Origin of the sequence: Lentzea sp. NPDC003310 (genome assembly GCF_040610935.1) — a bacterium.
Lineage (GTDB): Bacteria > Actinomycetota > Actinomycetes > Mycobacteriales > Pseudonocardiaceae > Lentzea.
This window is the reverse complement of record NZ_JBEXNC010000012.1, coordinates 41,351-63,031: the sequence shown is the minus strand read 5'-3', so window position 1 is coordinate 63,031 and position 21,681 is coordinate 41,351. Positions and strand designations below refer to the sequence as shown.

21 protein-coding genes are annotated in these 21,681 nt (G+C 68.8%); 13 read left to right on the top strand and 8 right to left on the bottom strand.

Going from position 1 to position 21,681, the window contains the following annotated elements; all coding sequences use genetic code 11:
* Nucleotides 1-189: 189 nt before the first annotated feature.
* Nucleotides 190-2,391, bottom strand: a complete 2,202-nt coding sequence (locus ABZX02_RS25145) for a cutinase family protein (protein WP_355301198.1) — start codon at nt 2,389-2,391, stop codon at nt 190-192.
* An 826-nt stretch (nt 2,392-3,217) separates the two neighbouring features.
* Between ABZX02_RS25145 and ABZX02_RS25140 the strand changes: the two genes are divergently transcribed.
* Nucleotides 3,218-3,868: a hypothetical protein gene (locus ABZX02_RS25140; protein ID WP_355301196.1), complete on the top strand. Its 651-nt coding sequence runs from the start codon at nt 3,218-3,220 to the stop codon at nt 3,866-3,868.
* Between the two features lie 30 nt (nt 3,869-3,898).
* A complete protein-coding gene (locus ABZX02_RS25135; protein WP_355301194.1) occupies nt 3,899-4,027 on the top strand; it encodes a hypothetical protein in 129 nt (42 codons plus the stop codon).
* Nucleotides 4,028-4,201: 174 nt separating this feature from the next.
* Here the strand turns inward: ABZX02_RS25135 and ABZX02_RS25130 are convergent, their stop codons facing one another.
* The 3 genes from ABZX02_RS25130 to ABZX02_RS25120 all read right to left on the bottom strand — a co-directional run bounded on the left by ABZX02_RS25130 (nt 4,202) and on the right by ABZX02_RS25120 (nt 6,101).
* A complete protein-coding gene (locus ABZX02_RS25130) occupies nt 4,202-4,582 on the bottom strand; it encodes a PRC-barrel domain containing protein (protein WP_355301193.1) in 381 nt (126 codons plus the stop codon).
* Between the two features lie 125 nt (nt 4,583-4,707).
* Nucleotides 4,708-5,241 carry a DUF305 domain-containing protein gene (locus ABZX02_RS25125; protein ID WP_355301191.1) on the bottom strand — a complete coding sequence of 178 codons (534 nt, stop codon included), beginning with the start codon at nt 5,239-5,241 and terminating at the stop codon, nt 4,708-4,710.
* Nucleotides 5,241-6,101: a lytic polysaccharide monooxygenase gene (locus ABZX02_RS25120; protein ID WP_355301189.1), complete on the bottom strand. Its 861-nt coding sequence runs from the start codon at nt 6,099-6,101 to the stop codon at nt 5,241-5,243. The genes ABZX02_RS25125 and ABZX02_RS25120 overlap by 1 nt, the downstream gene beginning before the upstream one ends.
* A 198-nt stretch (nt 6,102-6,299) precedes the next feature.
* Here ABZX02_RS25120 and ABZX02_RS25115 point away from each other — a divergent pair, with 198 nt between their 5' ends.
* Nucleotides 6,300-6,656, top strand: a complete 357-nt coding sequence (locus ABZX02_RS25115; RefSeq protein ID WP_355301187.1) for a VOC family protein — start codon at nt 6,300-6,302, stop codon at nt 6,654-6,656.
* A gap of 11 nt (nt 6,657-6,667) precedes the next feature.
* On the top strand, nt 6,668-6,913 hold the full coding sequence (locus ABZX02_RS25110) for a DUF2630 family protein (protein WP_355301185.1): 246 nt from the start codon (nt 6,668-6,670) through the stop codon (nt 6,911-6,913).
* 84 nt (nt 6,914-6,997) lie between these two features.
* On the opposite strand, the gene ABZX02_RS25105 is transcribed toward ABZX02_RS25110, so the two are convergent.
* Both ABZX02_RS25105 and ABZX02_RS25100 read right to left on the bottom strand, forming a co-directional pair.
* Entirely contained in the window at nt 6,998-7,423 is a 426-nt protein-coding gene (locus ABZX02_RS25105; RefSeq protein ID WP_355301589.1) for a GtrA family protein, read from the bottom strand.
* 128 nt (nt 7,424-7,551) lie between these two features.
* A complete protein-coding gene (locus ABZX02_RS25100) occupies nt 7,552-8,472 on the bottom strand; it encodes an AraC family transcriptional regulator (RefSeq protein WP_355301183.1) in 921 nt (306 codons plus the stop codon).
* A 70-nt stretch (nt 8,473-8,542) separates the two neighbouring features.
* Here ABZX02_RS25100 and ABZX02_RS25095 point away from each other — a divergent pair, with 70 nt between their 5' ends.
* The gene (locus ABZX02_RS25095) at nt 8,543-9,169 is read left to right on the top strand and encodes a methyltransferase domain-containing protein (protein WP_355301181.1); all 627 of its coding nucleotides are present in this window, start codon (nt 8,543-8,545) and stop codon (nt 9,167-9,169) included.
* Between the two features lie 123 nt (nt 9,170-9,292).
* Entirely contained in the window at nt 9,293-11,263 is a 1,971-nt protein-coding gene (locus tag ABZX02_RS25090) for a serine/threonine-protein kinase (RefSeq protein WP_355301179.1), read from the top strand.
* Here the strand turns inward: ABZX02_RS25090 and ABZX02_RS25085 are convergent.
* Complete coding sequence (locus ABZX02_RS25085; protein ID WP_355301177.1) at nt 11,260-11,532, bottom strand: hypothetical protein; 273 nt, start codon at nt 11,530-11,532, stop codon at nt 11,260-11,262. The genes ABZX02_RS25090 and ABZX02_RS25085 overlap by 4 nt on opposite strands.
* Before the next feature lie 65 nt (nt 11,533-11,597).
* On the opposite strand from ABZX02_RS25085, the gene ABZX02_RS25080 reads away from it, so the two are divergent.
* Nucleotides 11,598-13,211: a cytosine permease gene (locus ABZX02_RS25080; RefSeq protein ID WP_355301175.1), complete on the top strand. Its 1,614-nt coding sequence runs from the start codon at nt 11,598-11,600 to the stop codon at nt 13,209-13,211.
* 51 nt (nt 13,212-13,262) lie between these two features.
* Complete coding sequence (locus tag ABZX02_RS25075) at nt 13,263-14,963, top strand: sodium:proton antiporter (protein WP_355301174.1); 1,701 nt, start codon at nt 13,263-13,265, stop codon at nt 14,961-14,963.
* Here ABZX02_RS25075 and ABZX02_RS25070 read toward each other — a convergent pair whose 3' ends face one another.
* On the bottom strand, nt 14,964-15,725 hold the full coding sequence (locus ABZX02_RS25070) for a GntR family transcriptional regulator (protein ID WP_355301172.1): 762 nt from the start codon (nt 15,723-15,725) through the stop codon (nt 14,964-14,966).
* Nucleotides 15,726-15,904: 179 nt separating this feature from the next.
* On the opposite strand from ABZX02_RS25070, the gene ABZX02_RS25065 reads away from it, so the two are divergent.
* Genes ABZX02_RS25065 through ABZX02_RS25045 form a run of 5 tightly spaced genes read left to right on the top strand, consistent with a single transcriptional unit; the run spans nt 15,905 to nt 21,654 of the window.
* Entirely contained in the window at nt 15,905-17,140 is a 1,236-nt protein-coding gene (locus ABZX02_RS25065) for an extracellular solute-binding protein (RefSeq protein WP_355301170.1), read from the top strand.
* Nucleotides 17,137-18,081 (top strand): sugar ABC transporter permease, encoded by a 945-nt coding sequence (locus ABZX02_RS25060; RefSeq protein WP_355301168.1) that lies wholly within the window; start codon nt 17,137-17,139, stop codon nt 18,079-18,081. The genes ABZX02_RS25065 and ABZX02_RS25060 overlap by 4 nt, the downstream gene beginning before the upstream one ends.
* Nucleotides 18,078-18,902, top strand: coding sequence for a carbohydrate ABC transporter permease (locus ABZX02_RS25055; RefSeq protein ID WP_355301166.1), 825 nt, complete (start codon nt 18,078-18,080; stop codon nt 18,900-18,902). Before ABZX02_RS25060 ends, ABZX02_RS25055 begins: the two co-directional genes overlap by 4 nt.
* Nucleotides 18,899-20,302, top strand: coding sequence for a beta-N-acetylhexosaminidase (locus ABZX02_RS25050; protein ID WP_355301164.1), 1,404 nt, complete (start codon nt 18,899-18,901; stop codon nt 20,300-20,302). Before ABZX02_RS25055 ends, ABZX02_RS25050 begins: the two co-directional genes overlap by 4 nt.
* A complete protein-coding gene (locus ABZX02_RS25045) occupies nt 20,287-21,654 on the top strand; it encodes a cellulose binding domain-containing protein (RefSeq protein WP_355301162.1) in 1,368 nt (455 codons plus the stop codon). Before ABZX02_RS25050 ends, ABZX02_RS25045 begins: the two co-directional genes overlap by 16 nt.
* Nucleotides 21,655-21,681: the final 27 nt, after the last annotated feature.

Genomic DNA, 21,681 nt, shown 5'->3' with positions numbered 1-21,681 from the left:
TGCGGCTGCTGGGTCGCGGCAGGCCCGGCTGTTTCCCCGGCCCGGCCAGCTGACCCGGCGTCTAACCCCCCCCGCCGGTGTCGGGGCGGGGGGCTGGTGCCCGCGGCCCAGACTCGGCCGTCAGCAACCGCAGGCAGCTGACTTCCTGTGAGATGTCCTGGTCGCCATTGGGTCGGCCCTGTGTCGGGTTCAGGACCTCCGTCGACGGGCGACGACGATCGCACCGCCGCCGAGCGCGAGCAACACCAGTGCCGCGGCCACCAGGCCGAGCACGCTCGCCCCGGTGTAGGAGAGAGCGCCGGGTTTGCTGGGCGGAGGAGTTGATTGCGGAGTGGCTGGCGTGGTTGTGCTCTGGGTGGTCGCCGACGGAGTGGCGGAGGTCGAGGGACTGGTGGAGGTGGGGGCGCCAGCGCGCACACCGTTGCTGGTCGCCCGATCGCTCGCGCCGTAGCGGCTCACGGCTTCCACGCTGAACTTCACCTCGCGATCAGCCGGCACGCCGCGGATCGTGGCGCCGAGGTCTTCTGCGGTGGTCATCCCCAGCAGGAGATCGTCATCGCGGTAGATCCGATAACCGCCCACCGGAGCGTCTCCGGCATTCGCTGGAGGTGTCCACTTCAGGGAGATCGTGTCGGCCCCGGATGAGGTGGCCTGTGCTGACGTCGGCGCGCCAGGAGGGCGTGGGAGGTGCTTGTCAGCGGCGACGTGCACCGGTGCGGTGCCAACGGCGACGTCGCCGTCGGTGGCTTTCACCGTGACGGACGCGAGTCCCTCGTAGGCCGCGTCGTAGCGGTGAACCGCTGTCGGTGAGGGTCCTCGTTCGTCGACGGTGCCGTTTCCGTCGAAGTCCCAGGCGTACTCGACGATCGCCCCTTCGGGGTCGAAGGAACCGGCGGCAGTGAAGTGGATCGTCTCACCGATCCCTGCCGTGTACGGGCCTCCGGCGGAGGGGACCGGCTTCAGCGAGAAAGCGTTCGCCGCGTCCTTGATCGCTTGCACCACGTCGCCCGCGCCCGCGGCGGTGAACACCTTGCCCTTGCTGCCTTCGGCGAGTTCGGTGAAACTCGCGACGGCCACGGGATCTCCGCCGACCACGATCGGATTGATCACGACAGGGTCGAGTTCGAACGCGCGAGCGAGCACCTGAGCAGCGGTGTACCCGGTCCCGGGCTCAGGATTGTGGGCGGGGGCGTCGCCAATGGTGATCGCGAGCTTCAGCGCTCCGTCGCGCCAACCGAGGCCGAAGGCCGTCATGAGTCCTGAGTAGACGGACTCGGGCGTGTTGCCGCCACCTGAGGCGCTGAGCGTGCTCACCGCCGTGGCGAACGCAGCGCGGTCGGTGGTGAACGGCGTGACAACCCTTGCCTGGTAGGGGTCGCCGAAGTCCTTGTAGTCGACCAACGCCACCTGTGGTGAGCGTGCCAGCCCGAACAACGCCGAGGTCACCTGGTTGATCGATGCCTGGGCGTTGGCGATGTCGTCACCCATGCTTCCGGTCGTGTCCACCACGAACGCGACGTCCACCTTGTCTGTGGGACGCAATGCGATCGGTATGACCGTGGTGACCAGGTCATCGGCCAGATCCGGGCGGACCGAGCGGAGCTTGAGCGCGATCAGGTTCGCTGCCTCCGGCATCCACTTCTCCGGATACGCCATGTGCGCGTCGATGTTCAGACGGAGGTCGAGCGGGTTGAGACTGCAGATCATGTCCCCCTTGTTGCACCACGCCGCGACCTTGTCCTTCAACGCCTCTGGCATGTAGGGCACGCGGCTTCCCAGCGTGCCACCGAGGTTCGGCCAGGTGTAGTCGCCGTGCGCCCAAACCGCGGGTCCCAAGAGGCCGCTGTTGAACCTGGGGTCGCCGAAAAGCGCGACGTAGCCGATGGACGCCTGTGCCTCTGCGGAAAGCAGGGGCAACGCGGCGCCGACGACGTCCGCACCCTGCGAATAACCGCCGAGCACAACGACTTCACCCTGTGCCCGGCACAACGTGGCGCGTTCGTTCAGAAACTTCACGAGCTCCTTGCGGCCGGTTGCACGGCTGTTTTTGTAACCGTCGAGAACGAAGTCGGCGTCGGGGTCGAAGCTGAGATCGACGCCGAACCAGTGCCAGAAGTCCTTGGCGGGATAGCCGCCGGGATCGACCGCGCCGTCGCCGTCGAGATCACCGAGTTCTACGAAGCTTTGTCTGATGCCAGAACCGAAGTTGGTCTTGAGCGCTTCGTGGAACTTGGTAGCAGTCTTGGCTCCGGGCTTCTCGTCAGAGCCGCGAGCGAACACGACGAGCACCTGCTGACAATCGGGAGCGGCGAACGCAGCCGATGCCACGATGGGCGTACTGGCGACTACAAAGGCGAAAGAAGCGATCAACGCACGCATGCGAGTGGACACGATGGTGCTCCTGTTGGGACGGTGGCGCACTGCTTTCCTTAGCTGTCCCCGACAGATGCTGGATCGTGCGTCCAGAGGATCGTGTGTCCTCCAAGGCCCGTTACACGTTCGCGCAGCACAGATAAGGGCTTGCCTATGAGTGCACGTCAGCGACAGGCAGACGCTATTCCACGTGGTATCGCACCCTTGATGGCCAACGCGCGAAATTCCGGAAGTCGAGCTCGTTGTCTTCTGCGTTACGTGGACCAAGACCACTCGCCGGAGAAGACGGTCATGAGCTAACGTCAGGCGGACGCGCTGGAAGACAAGTTGTCCGGGCCGCTCGGTGGCTCGCTACTGGTGGGGATCGATCTGAGCACTGGCCGCGCCCTCGTCAACGCCTCGTGAGCGCCTGACGGAGGAACTCCAGCACGGCGCCAAGCGTGCCGCCGTTCTGGCGGCAAGAGGCGGTGAGGGTCGACTTCTTCAGCTCCTCCACATGGCCTGAAGTTCCTGACGGCATCACTGAACTGTTCTACCGCTTTCCTTTCCGAACACAAGGCTGCTTGCGAGGACTTCAAGTCCGCCGGCGTCACCGGTGAAGCAGTGCCGGGACGCACGCCCGATACCACGGCATCAGAGTTCGTGGTTGGTGCTGGACAACTTCGTGCATTGGAACTCGTCGATCAAGCACATCTCAGCAGCCAGCGACCCTCGCTGCGGAGACGTCAGAGGTTTTGAGCGGGTGCCGGCAGGCGTGATGCGGCGACCCGTACAGCACGCGAAACCTTTTCTCGACGCGATCCGATAGAGGGCTCGACACAACGGACGAGAGAAGCGGCCACACATGACTGCCGGCAATGATCGCTGGGCGAAGTACGGCAAGCTGGGCGGCGTCATCGCCATCGTCGTCGGGGTGGTGGTGGGCGCCGCGAACCTCGATGGCTTCCTGTCAATGGTCGAGCGCATCACCGGCTCCTCGGCCACCAACGCTTCGCCTACCCCGGCGCGCGTTCCTGACGCCGTACCGAGTCCGACGCAGGCTCCAGCCGCTCAACCCACGCTTCAAGACATCAAGCCGACATCCCGGGCTCAGGAACAACCTACCCAGCGGCCGCCGACTCCGGCGCAGCGCCAGCCCACGACAGCTGCTCCAGAGCAGCCGAAACGGGCGGGCGCCTTGGTGATCAACATCAAGATGGGGACCAGTGGGAAAGTCGGGCCGTCCGAGTACCGGGCGGGAGCGCGGCCGGGTGCGAACGTCGACGTCTTCGATGACGTCGGCCAGCTCAGCGCGGGCTGCTATCCGTCCTGGGTGCTCACTAGGGCTGGTACCGAGGTGCAGAAGCTCCGCAACACCAGGTGCACCTCGGGAGGCATCACCATGTTCAACTTCGGCGATTCGCTCGACATGCCAGGCGCCTATCGGCTGAGCGTGGACATTGTCACGGATGCGGGTCAGAAGGGCAGCAGCTTCACGGATTTCACTGTGAGTTGAGGACTCGCGGTCGCCCGAGGAGCTTCAGCGATGCCAACGCTCATCGCGTCCGTTCGAAGCCATCGGCTGGCTGACGACTCGATGCTCGAGGTGGTGCGGCGGCGACCGTGCAGCAAGCCCATCGCCCGGGCCGGTGACAAGAAGCTGATCGCCCGGTAGTGCTAGGCGTCCGCGCCCCAGCGATGATCGCCAACATCAACTGCGGACACTTCACAGCCTTCGGGAGCAATCGGGGAGCAGAACCATGCGTTGAACGTGCCAGTACGGTCCACAACGAAGTTGAACGGACCCGCACTGACCTGCGGAAGTTGTATTTCCGCAGGTCAGTGCGGTTCAGATTCGATAACTCTCCGCGTAGTACTCGTCGGTGCGCTTGCGGTAGTCCTCGTGGTCGTCCGCGTCGTACTCCGGCGCGTTCTTGATCTGCTCCTTGGTGCGGTCGACGTGGACCTTTCGCTCGGCGTGGTCGACGTGCCGCACGGTGCCGACCGGCAGCACGACCTTGCGGCCGAAGATCCACGGTCCGGTGTCGACCATCAGGCAGTCGTGCGGAACCTTCGCGTTGTCCTCGTCCACCTTGCCGATCTCGCCGTCGGTGGCCTCGACGCCGTAGCCGATCAGTCCGGTGTCGGGGCGGTCCGCGAGGTCCTCGCGCGGCTCCTCGGTCCAGGACGGGTCGCGCCACACCCACGGAACGAACGGGACGGGTTGCATCTCGGGCCTCCTCGGTCGGTCGTCGTGAGTCACGCCGCCGATCACGAGAGCTGAGCCGCATGTGGTGACACACAAGGAGGTGCCACCACCGCGTTCCTCGGTGGCGTGCCACCACCGGGTACCCGTCAAGTTTTCTCCAGGAACCTCCTCATCATCGCGATCTGCGCGGTGCGGGAGGAGTCGATGCGGCCGGCGAGGTCCTTGACCTCCTGGTTCGCGCCGCTGCCCGCCTCCCACCGCGCCATCTGCACGGCGTCGTCCTGGTGGGCGATCATCACGTTGAGCAGGCGCTGGTCGAACTCGGCGCCGCGCAACGCGGACAGTCGCGCCACCTCCTCGGGATCGGACTCGCGCATGCCGCCGTGGCCCGCGTGGGAGTCCGGCGGGGCGGTCAGGGGTTCTCCCCACGACGTCAGCCAGTTCCGCATCGTGTCGGCCTCAGTCTGCTGGGTCCGCTCGATCGCGACCGCCAGCGTGCGCAGCTCGTCGTTCTGCGCGCGGTCCTTCGCGAGCGCCACCATGTCCACTCCCTGCTGGTGATGGGGGAGCATCATCTGCAGGAACATCACGTCCAGCGGATCGCCGCGCAACACGGTGTCCGGCTGCGTGGCCGCGCAGCCGGACACCGTGAAAGCGAGCAGCAGAGCCAGGAACCGCATCAGAGGCGTCGCCACAGGGCGGGCGTGTTCGGCGGTTCCCAGCCGGCGAGCGCGGTGTGTGCGAGCTGGCACTCGTAGTTCACGCCGCCGTAGGTGACGCGGTTGCCCACGGAGTAGGCGGTGCCCGCGGCCCACGTGCCGCCCGCCGGCGGCTGGGTCGTCGTGGTGGTGGTCGTGGTCGTGGGCGGCCTCGTCGTCGTGGTCGTCGTCGGCGGGTTCGTCGTGCCGCCGCCGAAGTCGACGTCCGAGCACGTGTAGAACGCCTCGTTGCTGCCGACCACGCGCTGCCAGATCGAGTAGAGGACGTGGCGGCCCGAGCGGTTCGGCAGGGTCAGCGTCCAGTTGGTGAACGTGGACGGGTTCTGGTTGTTGAACGTCTGGATGTGCACGAGGTCCGACCACCGCAGGGGCATGGTCGGGTTCCAGCCGTCCCTGGTGATGTAGAACTCGAAGTTGCTGTTCGAGTGCGGTGCCGACGCGTGGTAGGTCACGGTCAGCGCGCCGGGCGACACCCGCTTGGCGGGCCAGTCGGCGCGCTGCAGGTCGAGGCCCCGGTACTTGTCGCGGCCCGCGCTGCAGAGCTTGCCGTCCGGGATGAGCTCGCGGTGGCGCCCACCGGCCTCGAGCAGCGAGACCTCGTTCCAGTCGTAGTAGGCCTGCGTGCCGCCGGCGGCCACGGCGGCCTTGCACGCGTCGGACTTCGGGGTCTCCGGGCCTTCGTTCTTGCAGGTGTAGACGCGGCTGGCCGGATCGGACATCGTGCCGTGCGCGACCGCGGGTGTCGTCGGGACGAGGAACGCGACGACTACGGCGGTCGTCGCGGAGAGGCTCGCCAGGGCAAGCCGACTGCGTGTCTTCACAAACGCCTCCTGCAGGCGGAGGTGGCGAACACTTCCGCGAGGGAGGGGTTCGCGTGACGGGTCGGCGGCCCTGTTCACGAGTGTAAACAAGTGGTTGAACCATTTCATTGGACCAACCGGACGAATCGCCCGCGGCTGCGATGAGTTCCGGCCGCGGCACCGGTCCACCTCTCCGAAGCCGAGCGGAAGGGGTCCGGAGTGGACCTGCACAGCGTGATGTGCGTGAGCGACCTGCCGAGGTCGCTGGAGTGGTACCGGGTGTTCTTCGGCCGCGGGGCGGACGAGGTCATCGGCGAGGAGCACCTCTGGCAGGTGGGGGAGAACGCCTACCTCGTGCTCGACGCCCGCGACGTCCGGGCGGCACGCGTGGGTGGCTCGATGGTCACGTTCGGGGTGGAGGTCGCCGAGTTCGCCGGTGCGCTGGAACGGCTGGCGGTGCAGGACCTCGGCCACGGTCCTGTCGAGACGTACTCGAACGGCGTCCGGCACATCGAGGTGCTGGACCCGGACGGCAACAGCCTGTCGCTCGCGGCGCTGCCCGACGGTTCGCCGTAGAGTCGGTGTGCATGAGCGACGAGAACGTGCTGGGCCGCATCAACGAACTGGTCGACGAGGAGCACCGGCTCCGGCAGCAGCTCGCGTCCGGCGAGATCTCCACGGACGAGGAGCACGCCCGGCTGCGATCGGTGGAGGAAGCCCTGGACCAGTGCTGGGACCTGCTGCGCCGGCGCCGCTCCGCCCGGTCGCAGGGCGAGAACGCCGAGGACGTCCCCGCGCGGTCGGTCGGTGAGGTCGAGGGCTACCTGCAGTAGCTCGGCCGCGCTGGTGGCGGACGTCGGGGGCTGCCCGCGGTAGCTCAGCGCGCGTCGCGGAGGTCGAGGGCTACCCGCGACAGCTCAGCCGCGCGCGTCGCGGAAGATCACCCAGCGCATCACGCTGTACATGAACGCCGCCTCGCACGCCCCGGCCACCACGCGCGACAGCAGGTACTGCACGCCGGCCGCCGTCAGCGCGCTGCCGACGCCGAGGATGAACGCCAGGTAGTTGACCGCGATCGCCACCGCGTACAGGCCCGCCTGCGGCCCGACCGGCGCGTGCGAGCGGAAGTTCAGCGCGCGGTTGAGCACGAAGCTCAGTCCGAACGCGAGCACGTAGGCGATCGTGAACGCGAGCGGCACCGGCAGGCCGAGACCGCCGCGGAAGAACGCGAGCAGCAGCAGGTCGACGCCGAAGGTGAACCCGTTGATCAGGGCGAAGCCGAGGAGGCTCGGCGCGACGACGCGGGACAGGCCGAAGGGCAGCCGCCGCACCACGACCTCCATCAGGTCGTGGAACCTCGTGCCGAGGTCGGTCTTGGTGGGCGCCGAGCCGGTCATGCCACGACAGTGCCACGGCCGCACGGGACGAAAGCGGCGAAACGGCCTGTGATCAACAGGGTGTCCCCAGGTGTTCAGCGGGCGTTCAGGTGGTTGAACCGGCGCCACCGCGTGGGGCTCATCCCGTGCACCTTGCCGAACGTCCGCGCGAAGTAGCCCTGGTCCGGGATGCCCACCTGCCGCCCGATGTCCCCGACCGGCAGGTCGGTCACGGCGAGCAGCCGCCGCGCCTGGACCATGCGGCGCTCGGTGATCCACTCCTGCACCGTGCGGCCGGTCCGCCTGCGCACGGTCGAGGTGAGGTGGCCGGGGGAGATGCTGACCGCGGCGGCGACCTCGCGCAGCGACAGCGGTTCCGGGTAGCGCCGCTCGATCACGTCGAACACCTCGGCCAGCAGCGGTTCGGCGTTCTCGCGCAGGTCGCCGACGACGTCCGCGGCGAGCCTCGACACCCCGACCAGCACCAGCGTCAGGTGTGCGGACACCGCCTCCCGGTAGCCGTCACGGCGGTGGTGGAGCTCGTCGTGCAGCGCCTCGACGCGGGTGGTCCACTCGGCGCGCGCGTCCTCGGGGACCCGCAGCCGCAACGCGCCGGTCGCCCCGCCGTGGACGAACGGGAACAGCAGCGGGTGCGTGCGCCAGGCCAGGTGCGCGCCGGGCGTCTCCGGGCCGAGCGCGTCCGCTGTGAAGAAGACGCCCCAGCCGCGGGCGCCCAGCAGGTCGTCGCTGCGGGCCTGGCCCATCACGTCGCCGGGCGCGATGACGAACAGGTCGCCTGCCTCGACGTGGCGGACCTGGCGGCCGTGCCGCACCACGCCGCCTGCGGCCTGGAAGTAGGCGATGCCGGGGAAGTCGTGCGAGTGGGCCTCGTGCGAGCCGTCGAAGTCCGCGCCGTGGCCGAGCCGCATCGCCGCCACGGCCAGCTCCCCGGGTTGCGGCCGCCAGGCGTACTGCGCGGGCTCGTCACCGGTCACGGGCGTTCGCTGGGTTCGCACCGTCAGATCATCCCATTCAAACCGTGGATCGACACAGAATCCGGGTCACGCGGCGGTTCAGAATGAGTTCATGACCGAAATATCGTCCCAGGAGCGGAACTACCTGCCCGGCATGGGCAAGCACTACCTGCTGCCCCTCTACGAGGTCGTGCACCGGGTGTCCGGGCTCTCCGGCGTGCACGGCGAGATGGTCGCGGCGGCGGGGCTGAGCAGCGGTCAGCGCGTGCTCGACGTCGGGTGCGGGACCGGGAACCTGTTGCGGACCACGGGGAAGCGGCACCCCGGCGTCGAGCTGTTCGGCGTCGACCCCGACCTGAAGATGCTCGCGCGGGCGGAGCGCAAACTGCGCCGCGCCGGGCTGCCCGCGCGGCTCGACAAGGGTTTCGCGCAGGAGTTGGCGTTCCCGGACGCGTCGTTCGACGTCGTGTTCTCCAGCCTGATGCTGCACCACCTCGACACCCCGTCGAAGGACGAGATGCTCGCCGAGGTCCGGCGCGTGCTGCGGCCCGGTGGTGCGCTGGTGCTCGCCGACGCCGTGTTCCACGACCACGGCCACGCGAAGGACCACCTGCGCGACAACGTCGGCGACGCCGTGCCGAAGCGGATCGCGGCGGCCGGGTTCACGGCCGAGCCGACCAGGCTGCACAAGCTGCGGTTGTTCGGCACCGTGGGGATCGAGGTCGCGAGAGTCCACTAGGGACAGGTCCATTGTCGACCTATTGAACGCGCACGATGTTGCTTGGCTACCAACGGATCCAATGGATCACGAACTTTCCGGTTGTTGTCGTGGGAGCGCGTTCGCCCATCTAAGCTGCGCGCCGTGACAGACGCGAGTGGAAGTCTGGTGGCGCAGCGCTACCGGCTCGTCCAGGTGATCGGTGCCGGCGGCATGGGCCGGGTGTGGCTCGGCCGTGACGAGGTCATCGGCCGTGAGGTGGCCATCAAGGAACTGCTGCTGCCCGCCGGGCTCGACGCGCAGCAGCGGGCGTTGCTGTGCCAGCGCGCCATGCGCGAGGCCCAGCTCGCGGGCCAGCTCAACCACCCCGGCATCGTCACCGTGCACGACGTGGTCGAGTACAACGGCACCCCGATGATCGTGATGGAGTTCGTCCGCGGCGGGTCGCTGTCGGACGCCATCAAGGCGCAGGGCGCGCTGCCGCCGGACCAGGTCGCGTACATCGCCACGTCGATGCTGAGCGCGTTGCGGGTGGCCCACCAGGCCGGAATCGTGCACCGCGATCTCAAGCCCGCCAACGTGTTGCTGTCCGGCGACCGGGTCGTCATCACCGACTTCGGCATCGCGCGGCTCACCGGCGACGTCCCGCTCACCACGGACGGCTCCATCGTCGGCACGCCCGCGTACATGGCGCCCGAGCAGGGCACCGGGGCGCCGATCACCCCGGCGACGGACCTGTGGTCGCTCGGCGCGACCCTCTACGCCGCCGTCGAGGGCAGGCCGCCGTACCAGGGCCAGGACTTCATGACGACCCTGTCGATGCTGCTCACCCAGGACCCGCCGCCGCCGCAACGTGCCGGGCACCTCGCGTCGTTGCTGGGTGGGCTGCTGCGCAAGAACCCCGCCGAGCGCGCGTCGGTCGACCAGGCTCTCGCGATGCTCGCCGGAGCACCCGTCGTGCTGCCGGTCGTGGCCCGGAAGTCCTCCGTGCACCGCCGCACGGCGCTGCTGGCCGGTGTCGGTGCGGTCGTCGCGCTCGGTGGCGGCACCGCGTGGTGGCTCACCTCGAAGAACAAGGACGGCGAGTCGGCCCAGTTGCCGTCCACCGGTGGCAACGACAAGCCCGCCGCGAACAAGGAGGGCGGGTCCGAGCAGTCCACGACCTCGGTCTCACAGCCGAGCGGCCCGCAGGAGATCGCCGAGCACGTCCAGCTCGCCGACCACAAGGCGTCGGTCTCCTCGCTCGCGTGGAGCCCGGACGGCAAGGTCCTAGCGAGCGCCGAGGACGGCCTGGGCGACGGCGGCGCCCTCGTGCGCATCTGGGACACCTCCACCAACAAGATCATCGGCACCGTCCAGAACCCGGACGGCCCCGGCGGCGCGTCGGCGTGCGCGGTGGCGATCAGCCCGGACGGCAAGATCCTCGCGGCCGGCGGCAACCGCACCGGCGACTTCACCACGTACCTGTGGAACCTCTCCGACCGCTCGATGATCGGCGGCCTGGACGAGAGCCGCTCGATCATGAAGACCCTGCGCTTCCACCCTGACGGCAAGACGCTGGTCGGCATCACGCACACGGGCCGCCTGCAGGTCTGGGACGTGGCCACGCGCAAGGTCAAGATCGGCCTGACCGAGGCGCGGGGCAGCAGCGCCCTGTCGTACAACCGCGACGGCTCGCTGCTCGCCTACGCGGGCAGCAAGTACCAGGAGATCAAGATCGTCGACCCGGCCACCGGCAAGACGGTCAAGACGATCAACGACTCCACCGGCGACGGCGGCTCGTTCTCGCCCGACGGCAAGACCCTCGCGGTGGTCGACGGCGACGGCAAGAACAGCATGCAGCTCTGGGACGTGGCGTCCGGGCAGAGCAAGTCGGTGTTCCTGCGCGCGGACGACGGCCTGACGCTGTCCAGCGCGGTGTTCCACCCCGACGGCCAGACGGTCGCGGCCTGGGGCCAGGGCAACTTCATCCAGCTGTGGGACGTGGAGACGAAGAAGATCCGGGCCACGGTGATCGGGGCGAGCGGGCAGATCGAGGCGGTGGCGTTCTCGCCGGACGGCAAGCGGATCGCGGCCGGCGGCGACGACAAGATCGTGCGGATCTGGAAGCTCTAGAGGGCTTCCAGTTCGGTTACTTCGATCCCGTGCCGTTCCAGGGTGTCCGCGAACGCCTCGATGACGTTGCCGTACTGCCAGCGCTCTGCGGCGGACGTCAGGAGGATCCCGGCGTCCTTGAAGGCGCCGGGCTGGGTCGTGCTCGGCGTGCGGGAGACCGGCACGAGCAACCCGGACGCGATCCGGACCTCTTGGTCCCCGACCCGGTCGTGCTGGGTGCGGTCGGCGGGGACCCGGTGGTCACAAGGTCGTCCATGGCTGGTGAACATAGCGTCACCGATCCGTCACACAGGAGGAGAACCACCGAAACGAGTGCTTCGTAGCGTCGAACTCCATGACCCTTGATGAGGTTGTGGAGCGCGCGCCGGCTCCCGCGGCGTCCAAGGAGACGCTCGAGGACTACACGCTGCGGTTCGCCCCGCGGTCGTACCGGCGCTGGACGCCCGCGGTCGTCGGGGCGTCCGCACTGGGCGGCATCGCCTACATGGCGGACTTCTCGATCGGCGCCGGGATCGCCCTGACCCACGGCACCGGCAACGCGTTGCTGGCCATCGGCTTCGCGGCGATCGTCATCTTCGTGACCGGGTTCCCGCTCGCCTACTACGCGGCCCGGTACAACATCGACCTCGACCTGATCACCCGCGGATCGGGCTTCGGCTACTACGGCTCGGTGATCACCAGCGTGATCTTCGCGAGCTTCACGTTCATCTTCTTCGCGCTCGAGGGCTCGATCATGGCCCAGGGCCTGCGGTACGCACTGGGCCTGCCGCTGTGGCTCGGGTACCTGGTGTCGACGCTGGTGATCATCCCGCTGGTGATCTACGGGATGAAGGTCCTCGCGAAGCTGCAGAGCTGGACGAACCCGCTGTGGCTGCTGCTGATGGTGGCGCCGCTGCTCTACCTGGTGGTCGCGGACCCGTCGTCGGTGAGCCGGTGGCTGTCGTACGGCGACAAGGGCGTGAACGCCGCGGCGGTCATGCTCGGCGCCGGGGTGTGCCTGTCGCTGATGGCGCAGATCGGCGAGCAGATCGACTACCTGCGGTTCATGCCGCCGCGCACCGCCGCGAACCGCCGCGCGTGGTGGACCGCGACGGTGCTCGCCGGGCCCGGGTGGGTCGTGTTCGGCGCGATCAAGCAGGCGATCGGCGCGTTCCTCGCGATCTACGTGCTGGACGCGGTCGGCAAGGCCGCGGCGGTCGAGCCGATCGAGCAGTTCACGGGCGTGTTCAAGCAGTTCATGCCGGCGTGGCTGGTGGTGCCGCTCGCGCTGGTGCTCGTCGTGCTGAGCCAGGTGAAGATCAACGTCACCAACGCCTACTCGGGGTCGCTCGCGTGGACGAACTCGTTCACCCGCGTCACCCGGCGCTATCCGGGGCGGCTGGTGTTCGTGCTGGTCAACCTCGCGATCGCGCTGGTGCTGATGGAGGCGGACATGTTCAGCTTCCTCAACAACCTGCTGAGCTTCTACTCGAACTGCGCGATGGCGTGGGTCGTCACCGTCGCGGCGGACATCGCGATCAACAAGTACGTGCTGAAGCTGTCGCCGAAGCAGCCGGAGTTCCGCCGCGGCATGCTGTTCGCGGTGAACCCGGTGGGCGTCGGCTCGTTCCTCGCGTCCTCGATTCTGTCCATCTCGGTCTACTTCGGACTGTTCGGGCCGGGCATCCAGCCGTACTCGCCGCTCGTCGCGGTCGGCATCCCGGTCGTGCTGACGCCGTTGCTCGCGATCGTCACACGCGGCCGGTTCTACCTGCGCCGCACCGACGACGGCATCGCGGAGCCGCTGCTCGACGAGGACGGTAACCCCAGCGGCACGCGGTACGACTGCGTGGTGTGCGGGGAGTCGTACGAGCGGCCGGACATGACGGCCGGCGCGCAGGGCGGTGAGATCTGCTCGCTGTGCCTGAGCACCGACCGTGACGGGCACCACGTGCTCCCCGCCTCCTGACCGGCGTGGCTCCCCGGGCGAGGTCCGTTCCGATCGAGCAAACTGCACGTCATGCAGGAATGGGCCTTGCTCGCCGTCACGGCCGTGCTGATCATCGTCGCGGTGTCGTACTTCGCGCCGAAGCTGGGGGTCGCGGCACCTGTGCTGCTCGTGCTGGTCGGCATGGCCTGCAGTCAGCTCCCCGGAGCGCCACACCTGTTCGTGGAACCCGAGTGGATCCTGACGATCGTGCTGCCGCCGATCCTGTACTCGGCGGCGGTGAACGTGCCGGTCGTGGACTTCCGGCGCGACTTCCGGACGATCGGCGCGCTGTCGGTGCTGCTCGTCGTCGTGTCCGCTTTCGGCACCGGCCTGCTGATCTGGTGGCTGCTGCCGGAGATCGGCTTCGCGGCGGCGCTGGCTCTCGGCGCCGTGATCAGCCCGCCGGACGCGGTCGCGGCCACGTCGATCGGCAAGCGCCTGGGCCTGCCGCCGCGGCTCGTCACCATCCTGGAGGGTGAGGGCCTGGTCAACGACGCGACCGCGCTCGTCCTGCTCCGCACCGCGATCGTCGCCATCACGGCCAGCGTCACGTTCGCGGGCGCCCTGGGCGACTTCGCGTTCGCCGTGGCGGTGGGCGTGGTCGTCGGCTTCGTCGTCGGCCTGGTGTCGGTGTGGGTGCGCTCGCGGATCCAGGGCCAGCCGGTGCTCACCACCGCGATCTCGTTCGTCGTCCCGTTCCTCGCGTTCATCCCGGCCGAGGAGCTGCACGCGTCCGGCGTGATCTCCGTGGTGGTCGCGGGCCTGATCACCGGGCACCTGAGCGCGCGCAAGTTCAGCGCGCACGACCGGCTGTCCGAACGCACCAACTGGCGCACGATCCAGCTGCTGCTGGAGAACGGCGTCTTCCTGCTGATGGGCTTCGAGCTCACCTCCGTCATCGGCGCCGTCGCGGACGACGGCGTGGCGCGGACGTTGCTGATCGGCGTGCTGGCCACGGTGGCGCTGGTCGTGCTGCGGGTGACGTTCATGATCCCGACCATCGCGATGCTGCGCCGCCAGCAACGCCGGGCCGACGAGTTCACGAGCAAGCTCGACTCCTTCGTGGACCGCTTCCTCGCGCGCGGCCCGCAACCCGGTTCCGAGAAGCGCTACGACCGCGGAGTCCGCGCGCTGCAACGCAAACAGGCCGACGTCGCCTTCTACGCGAGCGAGGGCCTGAGCTGGCGCGGCGGCGCGGTGCTCGCCTGGTCGGGCATGCGCGGCGTGGTCACGCTGGCTGCGGCCCAGACCCTGCCGACCGACCTCGCGCACCGCGACGAGCTGATCCTGATCGCCTTCAGCGTCGCCATCCTGACCCTGGTCGTGCAGGGCGGGTCGCTGCCGCTGGTCATCCGCTGGCTCGGCATCCGCGGTAACGACGAGGAGCATGAGCGCCGCGAGTACGCCCGGCTGGCGGCCGAGCTGATGACGGCGAGCCGGACGTTGCTGGAGAGCTCGACGCTGTGCCGCGAGGACGGGCGGCCGTTCGACGACCACCTGCTGGAGCAGACGCTGGAACGCGTCGTCGCGATGAGCGAGGGCATCGAGAAGAAGTTCCTGGAGCAGGACCCGGACAGGGCGCTGCACCAGCGGCTGGAGCTGCAGCGGATGATGACCGACGCGCAGCAGAGCGCCCTGCTGGACGCGCGGGCGAGCGGCACCTACGCGTCGCACACGCTGGAGCGGGCGCAGAACTTCATCGACAGCCAGAGCGCGCGGTTCACGGCCTGATCAGAACGGGTCCCCGCCCACCCGCGCCCGCACGTCCACGGTGTTGCGCGGCGACGCCCCCAGCGTCAGCCGCGACACGATCCGGTACCGGTCCCCGCGGTAGATCGAGTGCACGTACTCGACCTGCCGCCCCTGCTCGTCGGTCGTCAGCCGTTCGAACAGCAGAGCCGGTGCCAGCACGGGAACCGCGAGCAGCGACGCCTCCGAGTCGTTCACGACCGTGGGCTCGATCGACTGCACCGCCTCGGAAACGTGGACGCCGTGCTCGCGCAGCCGTTCGTAGAAGTCGCCGGACTCCATGTCGTGCAACGTCAAGCCCGGCGCGACCGCGGCCGGCACGTGCAGGTACTCGAGCGCCATCGGCTCGCCGTCGACCAGCCGCAGCCGGGCGATGTAGTGGATCTCGGCGGCGGGGGAGAGGTGCAGGCGCCGGCCCACCCGTGCGCCGGCCGGGATGCGGGCGTGTTCGAGCACGCGGGACGACCAGGTGCCCGAGGCCTGGGGCAGGGACATGGAGCCGGTGTCGGACACCATCTCCTGGGTGATCTTGGCGCGCGCCACGAACGTGCCCCGGCCGTGCTGGCGGACGAGCAGGCCGGTGCTGACCAGTTCCTCGACGGCCGAGCGGACGGTGGGGCGGGACACCGAGAGTTGCTGGCACAGCACGCGTTCGGCGGGGATCGGGGCGCCCGCCGGGTGGGTCTCGATGAGTTCGAGCAGGTAGTCGCGGACCCGCTCCCGCTTGAGGATCGCCTCGGCCATGCCCCTCCGCTCCGTCGGCGGCCAGTATGGCATACCACTGGTAAGTAACCAGTCTGTTGAAGCGCGGGACCGCTCTCACGCGTCCAGCCAGGGGATTGACCTGAGAAGTGGTCTATGCCACTTTCTACTTCACCCGTCGAGACCTGACCAATTGGTCACATCCCAGCGAGAGGTGAGTCGTGTCGCGCTCCGCTGCCTTACTCGTCCTGGCGCTCGCCCTGTCCGCCTGCGGTTCGCCCGCCGGTGGAGGGGAGAAGCAGGAGATCACCGTGTGGCTCATGAAGGACACGGCCACGGACGACTTCGTCCAGAAGTTCGAGACCGAGTTCGAACGGGACCACTCGAACCTCGACCTCAAGATCCAGATCCAGGAGTGGAACGGCATCACGCAGAAGGTGACCAGTGCTCTGGCCAGCACTGATCCGCCCGACGTGATCGAGGTCGGCAACACCCAGGTCGCCCAGTACGTGGCCAGCAAGGGCGTGACCGACCTGTCCGGCAAGAAGAGCGAACTGCAGGGTGACGACTGGATCCCGGGGCTCGCCGAACCGGGCGCGGTCGACGGCAAGCAGTTCGGCATCCCGTTCTACGCGGCCAACCGCGTGGTCATCTACCGCACGGACCTGTTCGAGGCCGCGCAGGTCACGCCGCCCAAGACGCGCGCGGAGTGGCTCGCCGCGACCGCCAAGCTCGACCAGGGCGAGCAGCAGGGCATCTACCTGCCCGGCCAGAACTGGTACACGCTGTCCGGCTTCGTCTGGGACGAGGGCGGCGACCTCGCCGAGCAGGACGGCGACAGGTGGAAGGGCACGCTGAACACGCCGGAGGCGTTGGCGGGCATGGACTTCTACAAGCAGCTCCAGGCGCTCGGCGACGGGCCGAAGGACGCCGACGAGGCCAAGCCGCAGCAGACGGACGTGGTCGCGGGCGGCAAGGTGGCGCAGTACATCGCGGCACCCGGCTCGGCGAAGCTCGTCATCAAGGCCAACCCGGCGCTGGAGGGCAAGATCGGGTTCTTCCCGATCCCCGGCAAGACCGCGGACAAGCCCGGTGCGGTGTTCACCGGCGGTTCCGACCTGATCATCCCGCTCGCGTCGAGCCGCCAGGACGGCGCGTACGAGGTGGTCAAGGCGCTCGCCGGCGAGAAGTGGCAGGTCGAGCTCGCCAAGACGATGAACTACGTGCCGAACCGCAAGTCGCTCGCGTCGTCGGTCGGCGACGACCCCGGCACCAAGGCGATGGCGGCCGGCGCGGCCAACGGGTTCGCCACCCCGAACTCGCCCAACTGGGCGGCGGTCGAGGCCCGCAACCCGATCAAGGAGTTCCAGACCGCGGTCCTCACCGGCGCCGATCCGAAGTCGGCGGCGGCGAAGGCCGACGAAGTGATCACCCAAGCGCTCAACTCCGGCAAATGACGCTCCTCGCGGAAAGGCCGGTGCGGGAGACCGCGCCGGCCGTCCCGAAACGCCGCAAGCGCTCGGTCCTGCCGTACCTGCTGATCGCGCCGACCGTGCTCACCACGGCCTACCTGCTGCTGTACCCGTTGGTCCGCAACGTGATCATCTCGCTGCAGGAGTTCGGCCTGCCGCAGCTGGTGCGCGGTGACGCGAGGTTCGTCGGCCTGGCGAACTACGCGAAGGTGCTGAACGACCCCGAGTTCTGGGGCGTGGTCCGCCGGACGCTCGTGTTCACGGCGATCAACGTCGTGCTGATCATGGTGCTGTCCACGCTGGTCGCGCTGCTGCTCGTCCGGCTCGGGAAGTGGTTGCGGTTCCTCGTGATGGGCGGGCTCGTGCTCACCTGGGCGACGCCGATCATCGCGGCGACCACGGTGTTCCAGTGGCTCTTCCAGTCGCGGCTCGGCGTCGTGAACTGGGCCCTGGTCGCGCTCGGCTTCGAGGAGTACCGCGGCTACACGTGGTTCGCCGACGGCGACGCGACGTTCGGCATCCTCGTGGCGCTGATCGTCTGGCAGTCGGTCCCGTTCGCCGCGCTGTCGCTGTACGCGGCGATGATCACCGTGCCGCAGGAGCTGTACGAGTCGGCGCGGATCGACGGCGCGGGTGCCTTGCGGGTGTTCACCACCATCACGTTCCCGATGCTGCGCGCGATGTTCGGCCTCATCACGTGCCTGGAGGTGATCTGGGTCGTCAAGGCGTTCGTGCAGATCTGGGTGATCAGCCAGGGCGGGCCCGGCCGGGCCACGACGACGCTGCCGGTCTACGCGTTCCAGGTGGCGCAGTCGTTGCAGCGCTACGACCTCGGCGCGGCGGTGTCGATGCTCATGGTGCTGCTGCTCGTGCTCGCACTGCTGGCGTACTTCCGCCAGCTCTACCGGCAGGAGCAGGAAGCATGATCCTCGGACGGATCTCCCGCACCACGGCGGCACTGGTGGTGTTCGTCCTCTCGGTGTTCCCCGTGTACTGGATGGTCCTCACGGCCTTCAAGCCCACCAAGGACATCCAGAGCGAGACGCCGACGTTCCTGCCGCTGCCGATCACGTTCGAGCACTTCGGCACGGCGATCGCCGCGAAGGGGTTCTTCTCCTTCTGGCGCAACAGCCTCCTCGTCGCCGGCGGTGCCGTGCTGCTGGCCCTCGGCGTGGCGCTGCTCGCGGCGTTCGCGATCGCGCGGCTGCGCTGGAAGGGCCGGAGGGCGTTCGTGCTCATGGTGTTCATCGCGCAGATGACGCCCTGGGAGGCGCTGCTGATCCCGATCTACGTGATCGCGAGGGACACCGGCATGCTCGACACGCTCTGGGTCCTCACGCTCGTCTACTTCATGATGACGCTGCCGTTCACCATCGTGACGCTGCGCGGGTTCCTCGCCGCCATCCCGGTCGACCTGGAGGAAGCGGCGCAGGTCGACGGCTGCACGCGCGGGCAGGCGTTCCGCAAGGTCGTGTTCCCGCTGCTCGCGCCGGGTCTGCTCGCGACCTCGCTGTTCGGGTTCATCACCGCGTGGAACGAGTTCGCCTTCGCCAACGTGCTCATCATCAAGGACCAGGACGACCGCACGCTGCCGGTCTGGCTGTCGTCGTTCAACAACACCTTCGGCACCGACTGGGGGGCCACCATGGCCGCGTCGACGCTGTTCATGCTGCCCGTGCTGCTGATCTTCATCGTGCTGCAGGGCCGGGTCACCACCGGCATCGTCGGAGGGGCGGTGAAGGGGTGATCGTCCCGCTCCCGACCAGGATGGTCCGCCGCGGCAAGGGGTTCACGCTCGACTCCGGCACGAGCGTGCGCGTCACGCCCGGCGCCGAGCCCGCGGCACGGCTGCTGCGCACGCTGCTCCGGCCCGCCACCGGACTCCCGCTGCCGCTCTCGGACGACGGCCAGGTGCTCTTCGCGCTGGACCCGAAGCTCGTCGGCCTCGGCGCGGAGGGCTACGCGCTCACCGTCAACGAGCACGGCGTGATGCTGCGTGCCGCCACCGCGAACGGTCTCGCGCACGGCGTCCAGACCCTCCGCCAGCTGCTGCCGGTGGAGGCGCTGCGGGCGCGCCGGGTGTCCGATGTGGACTGGGCGTTGCCCGGCACCGACATCCGCGACGTGCCCAGGCTGCCGTGGCGCGGGTTCATGCTCGACGTGGCACGGCACTTCCAGCCCGTGCCCGTGCTGCGCCGGTTCATCGACCTGATGGCGTTCCACAAGCTCAACGTCCTGCACCTGCACCTGACCGACGACCAGGGCTGGCGCATGCCGGTGCCGAGCCACCCGCTGCTGACGTCGGTCGGCGGCTGGCGCAGCGAGACCAACGGCGACGGCGTCCCGCACGGCGGCACCTACACCCGTGCCGAGCTGGAAGGCCTTGTCGCGCTCGCCGCCGAGCGCGGCGTCACGGTCATGCCCGAGATCGAGATGCCCGGCCACGCCCGCGCCGCGCTCGCCGCCTACCCCGACCTCGGTGTCGCGCCGGAACCCCTGCCGGTCTGGACCCGCTGGGGCATCAGCGACGCCGCGTTCGGCCTGCACGCGCTCGGGTTCGTCCGCGAGGTGCTCGCCGAGGTGCTGGAGGTGTTCCCGGGCGAGCATGTCCACCTCGGCGGCGACGAGTGCCTGCTGCCCGAGGACGTGCACGGCCAGTTCCTGCGCCAGGCGAGCCGGTACGTGCTGGACCGGGGCCGTGTGCCCGCCGCCTGGGAACCCACCGGCGACGCGCGCTCGGTCCTGATGCCGTGGAAGGACGAGACCCAGGCGGAGAAGGCGCTCGACCGCGGCCAGCCCGTCGTGATGGCCCCGCACACGTCCACCTACCTCGACTACCCGCGGTCGGACGACCCGCGCGAACCCGCCGGCCAGCCCGGCTACGTCGTCACGACCCGCGACGTCTACCACGTGCCGCTGCCCGACGGCGTGCTCGGTGCCCAGTGCCAGCTGTGGACCGAGCACGTGCGGTCGCGGGACCACCTGGAGTACCTGGCATTTCCCCGACTCGCCGCGCTGGCCGACACCCTCTGGTCCCAGCGCCCCGAGTGGGAGGGCTTCACCACCCGGATGCGCCTCCACTCGGAAAGGCTCGCCGCCCTGTCCGTCCCTGCCGAAATGAGGAGAGAACGTTGCGAGCACTCGTAGCCGCGTCGTGCGCGGCGCTGGCGGTGGCCGCACTGGCCGTCGCACCGAACGCGTTCGCCGCCGACGCGATCACCGCCCAGTACCGGACCAGCGCGTCCGGTGCGACCACCGACCAGTCCGAACCGTGGTTCAAGCTGGTCAACTCCGGTACGACGAGCGTGCCGCTGTCCGACGTGAAGATCCGCTACTACTTCAAGAGCGAGACCCCCGACGTGGGGTACCGGTTCGCCTGCTCGTGGGCCGTGCGCGGCTGCGGCAACGTGACCGGCCAGTTCGGCACCCTCAACGGCGGTGCCGCCGACCGGTACCTGGAGGTCGGCTTCACCTCCGGCGCCGGTGCGCTCAACCCCGGCGCCGACTCCGGCGACCTGCAACTCCGCTTCTACCGCACCAACTGGGGCCCGATCACCCAGACCGACGACTACTCGTTCCGCGCCCAGAGCTCCTACTCGGCCTGGAACAACGTGACCGTGCACCGCGGCGGCACGCTGCTGTGGGGCACCCCTCCCGGTGGCACCCCGCCCACCACCACGACGACCACGACGACGCCGCCGAACCCCAACGGCGCCAAGATGTTCGACGACTTCGCCTACAACAACTCGAGCGACTCGCGGATCAGCCAGCGCGGCTGGACCGTGCGTTCGGGCGCGGGCGGCCCCGGTGTCCCCGGAGCCGAGTGGGACGCGTCGCGCGTGACGTTCCCGACCGTCGACGGCCAGAAGGTCCTGCGCCTCGACTCGTGGAACAACGGGTCCGCCGCGAAGCAGACGGAACTGTTCCACCAGCGCAAGTTCTTCGAGGGCACCTACGCGGCCCGCGTGAAGTTCAGCGACGCCCCGGTCTTCGGCCCGGACGGTGACCACGTCGTGCAGACGTTCTTCACCATCACCCCGCTCGACGCTCCGATGGCGCCGAACTACGGCGAGATCGACTTCGAGTACCTGCCCAACGGCGGCTGGGGCGAGCAGGGCAACATCATGTACGAGACCACCTGGGAGACCTACCAGAACGAGCCGTGGGTCGCGGACAACATCCACAACTCCCAGCGCCAGAGCTACAACGGCTGGCACGACCTCGTGTTCCAGGTGGCGAACGGCAGGGTGAAGTACTACATCGACGGCAACCTCGTCGCCGATCACGGCGACAAGTACTACCCGGAGACGCCGATGTCGGTCAACTTCAACCTGTGGTTCATCTCGGGCGGCCTGCAGGGCAGCAGCGCCGAACGCGCGTACCAGCAGGACGTCGACTACGTGTACTTCGCCAAGGACCAGGTGCTCAGCCCGGCCCAGGTGAAGACGGCGGTGCAGGACTACCGCACCGCGGGCGTCACGCACACCGACACCGTGTGAGGCCTCGGCGGGCGTCCCGGCTCTCTC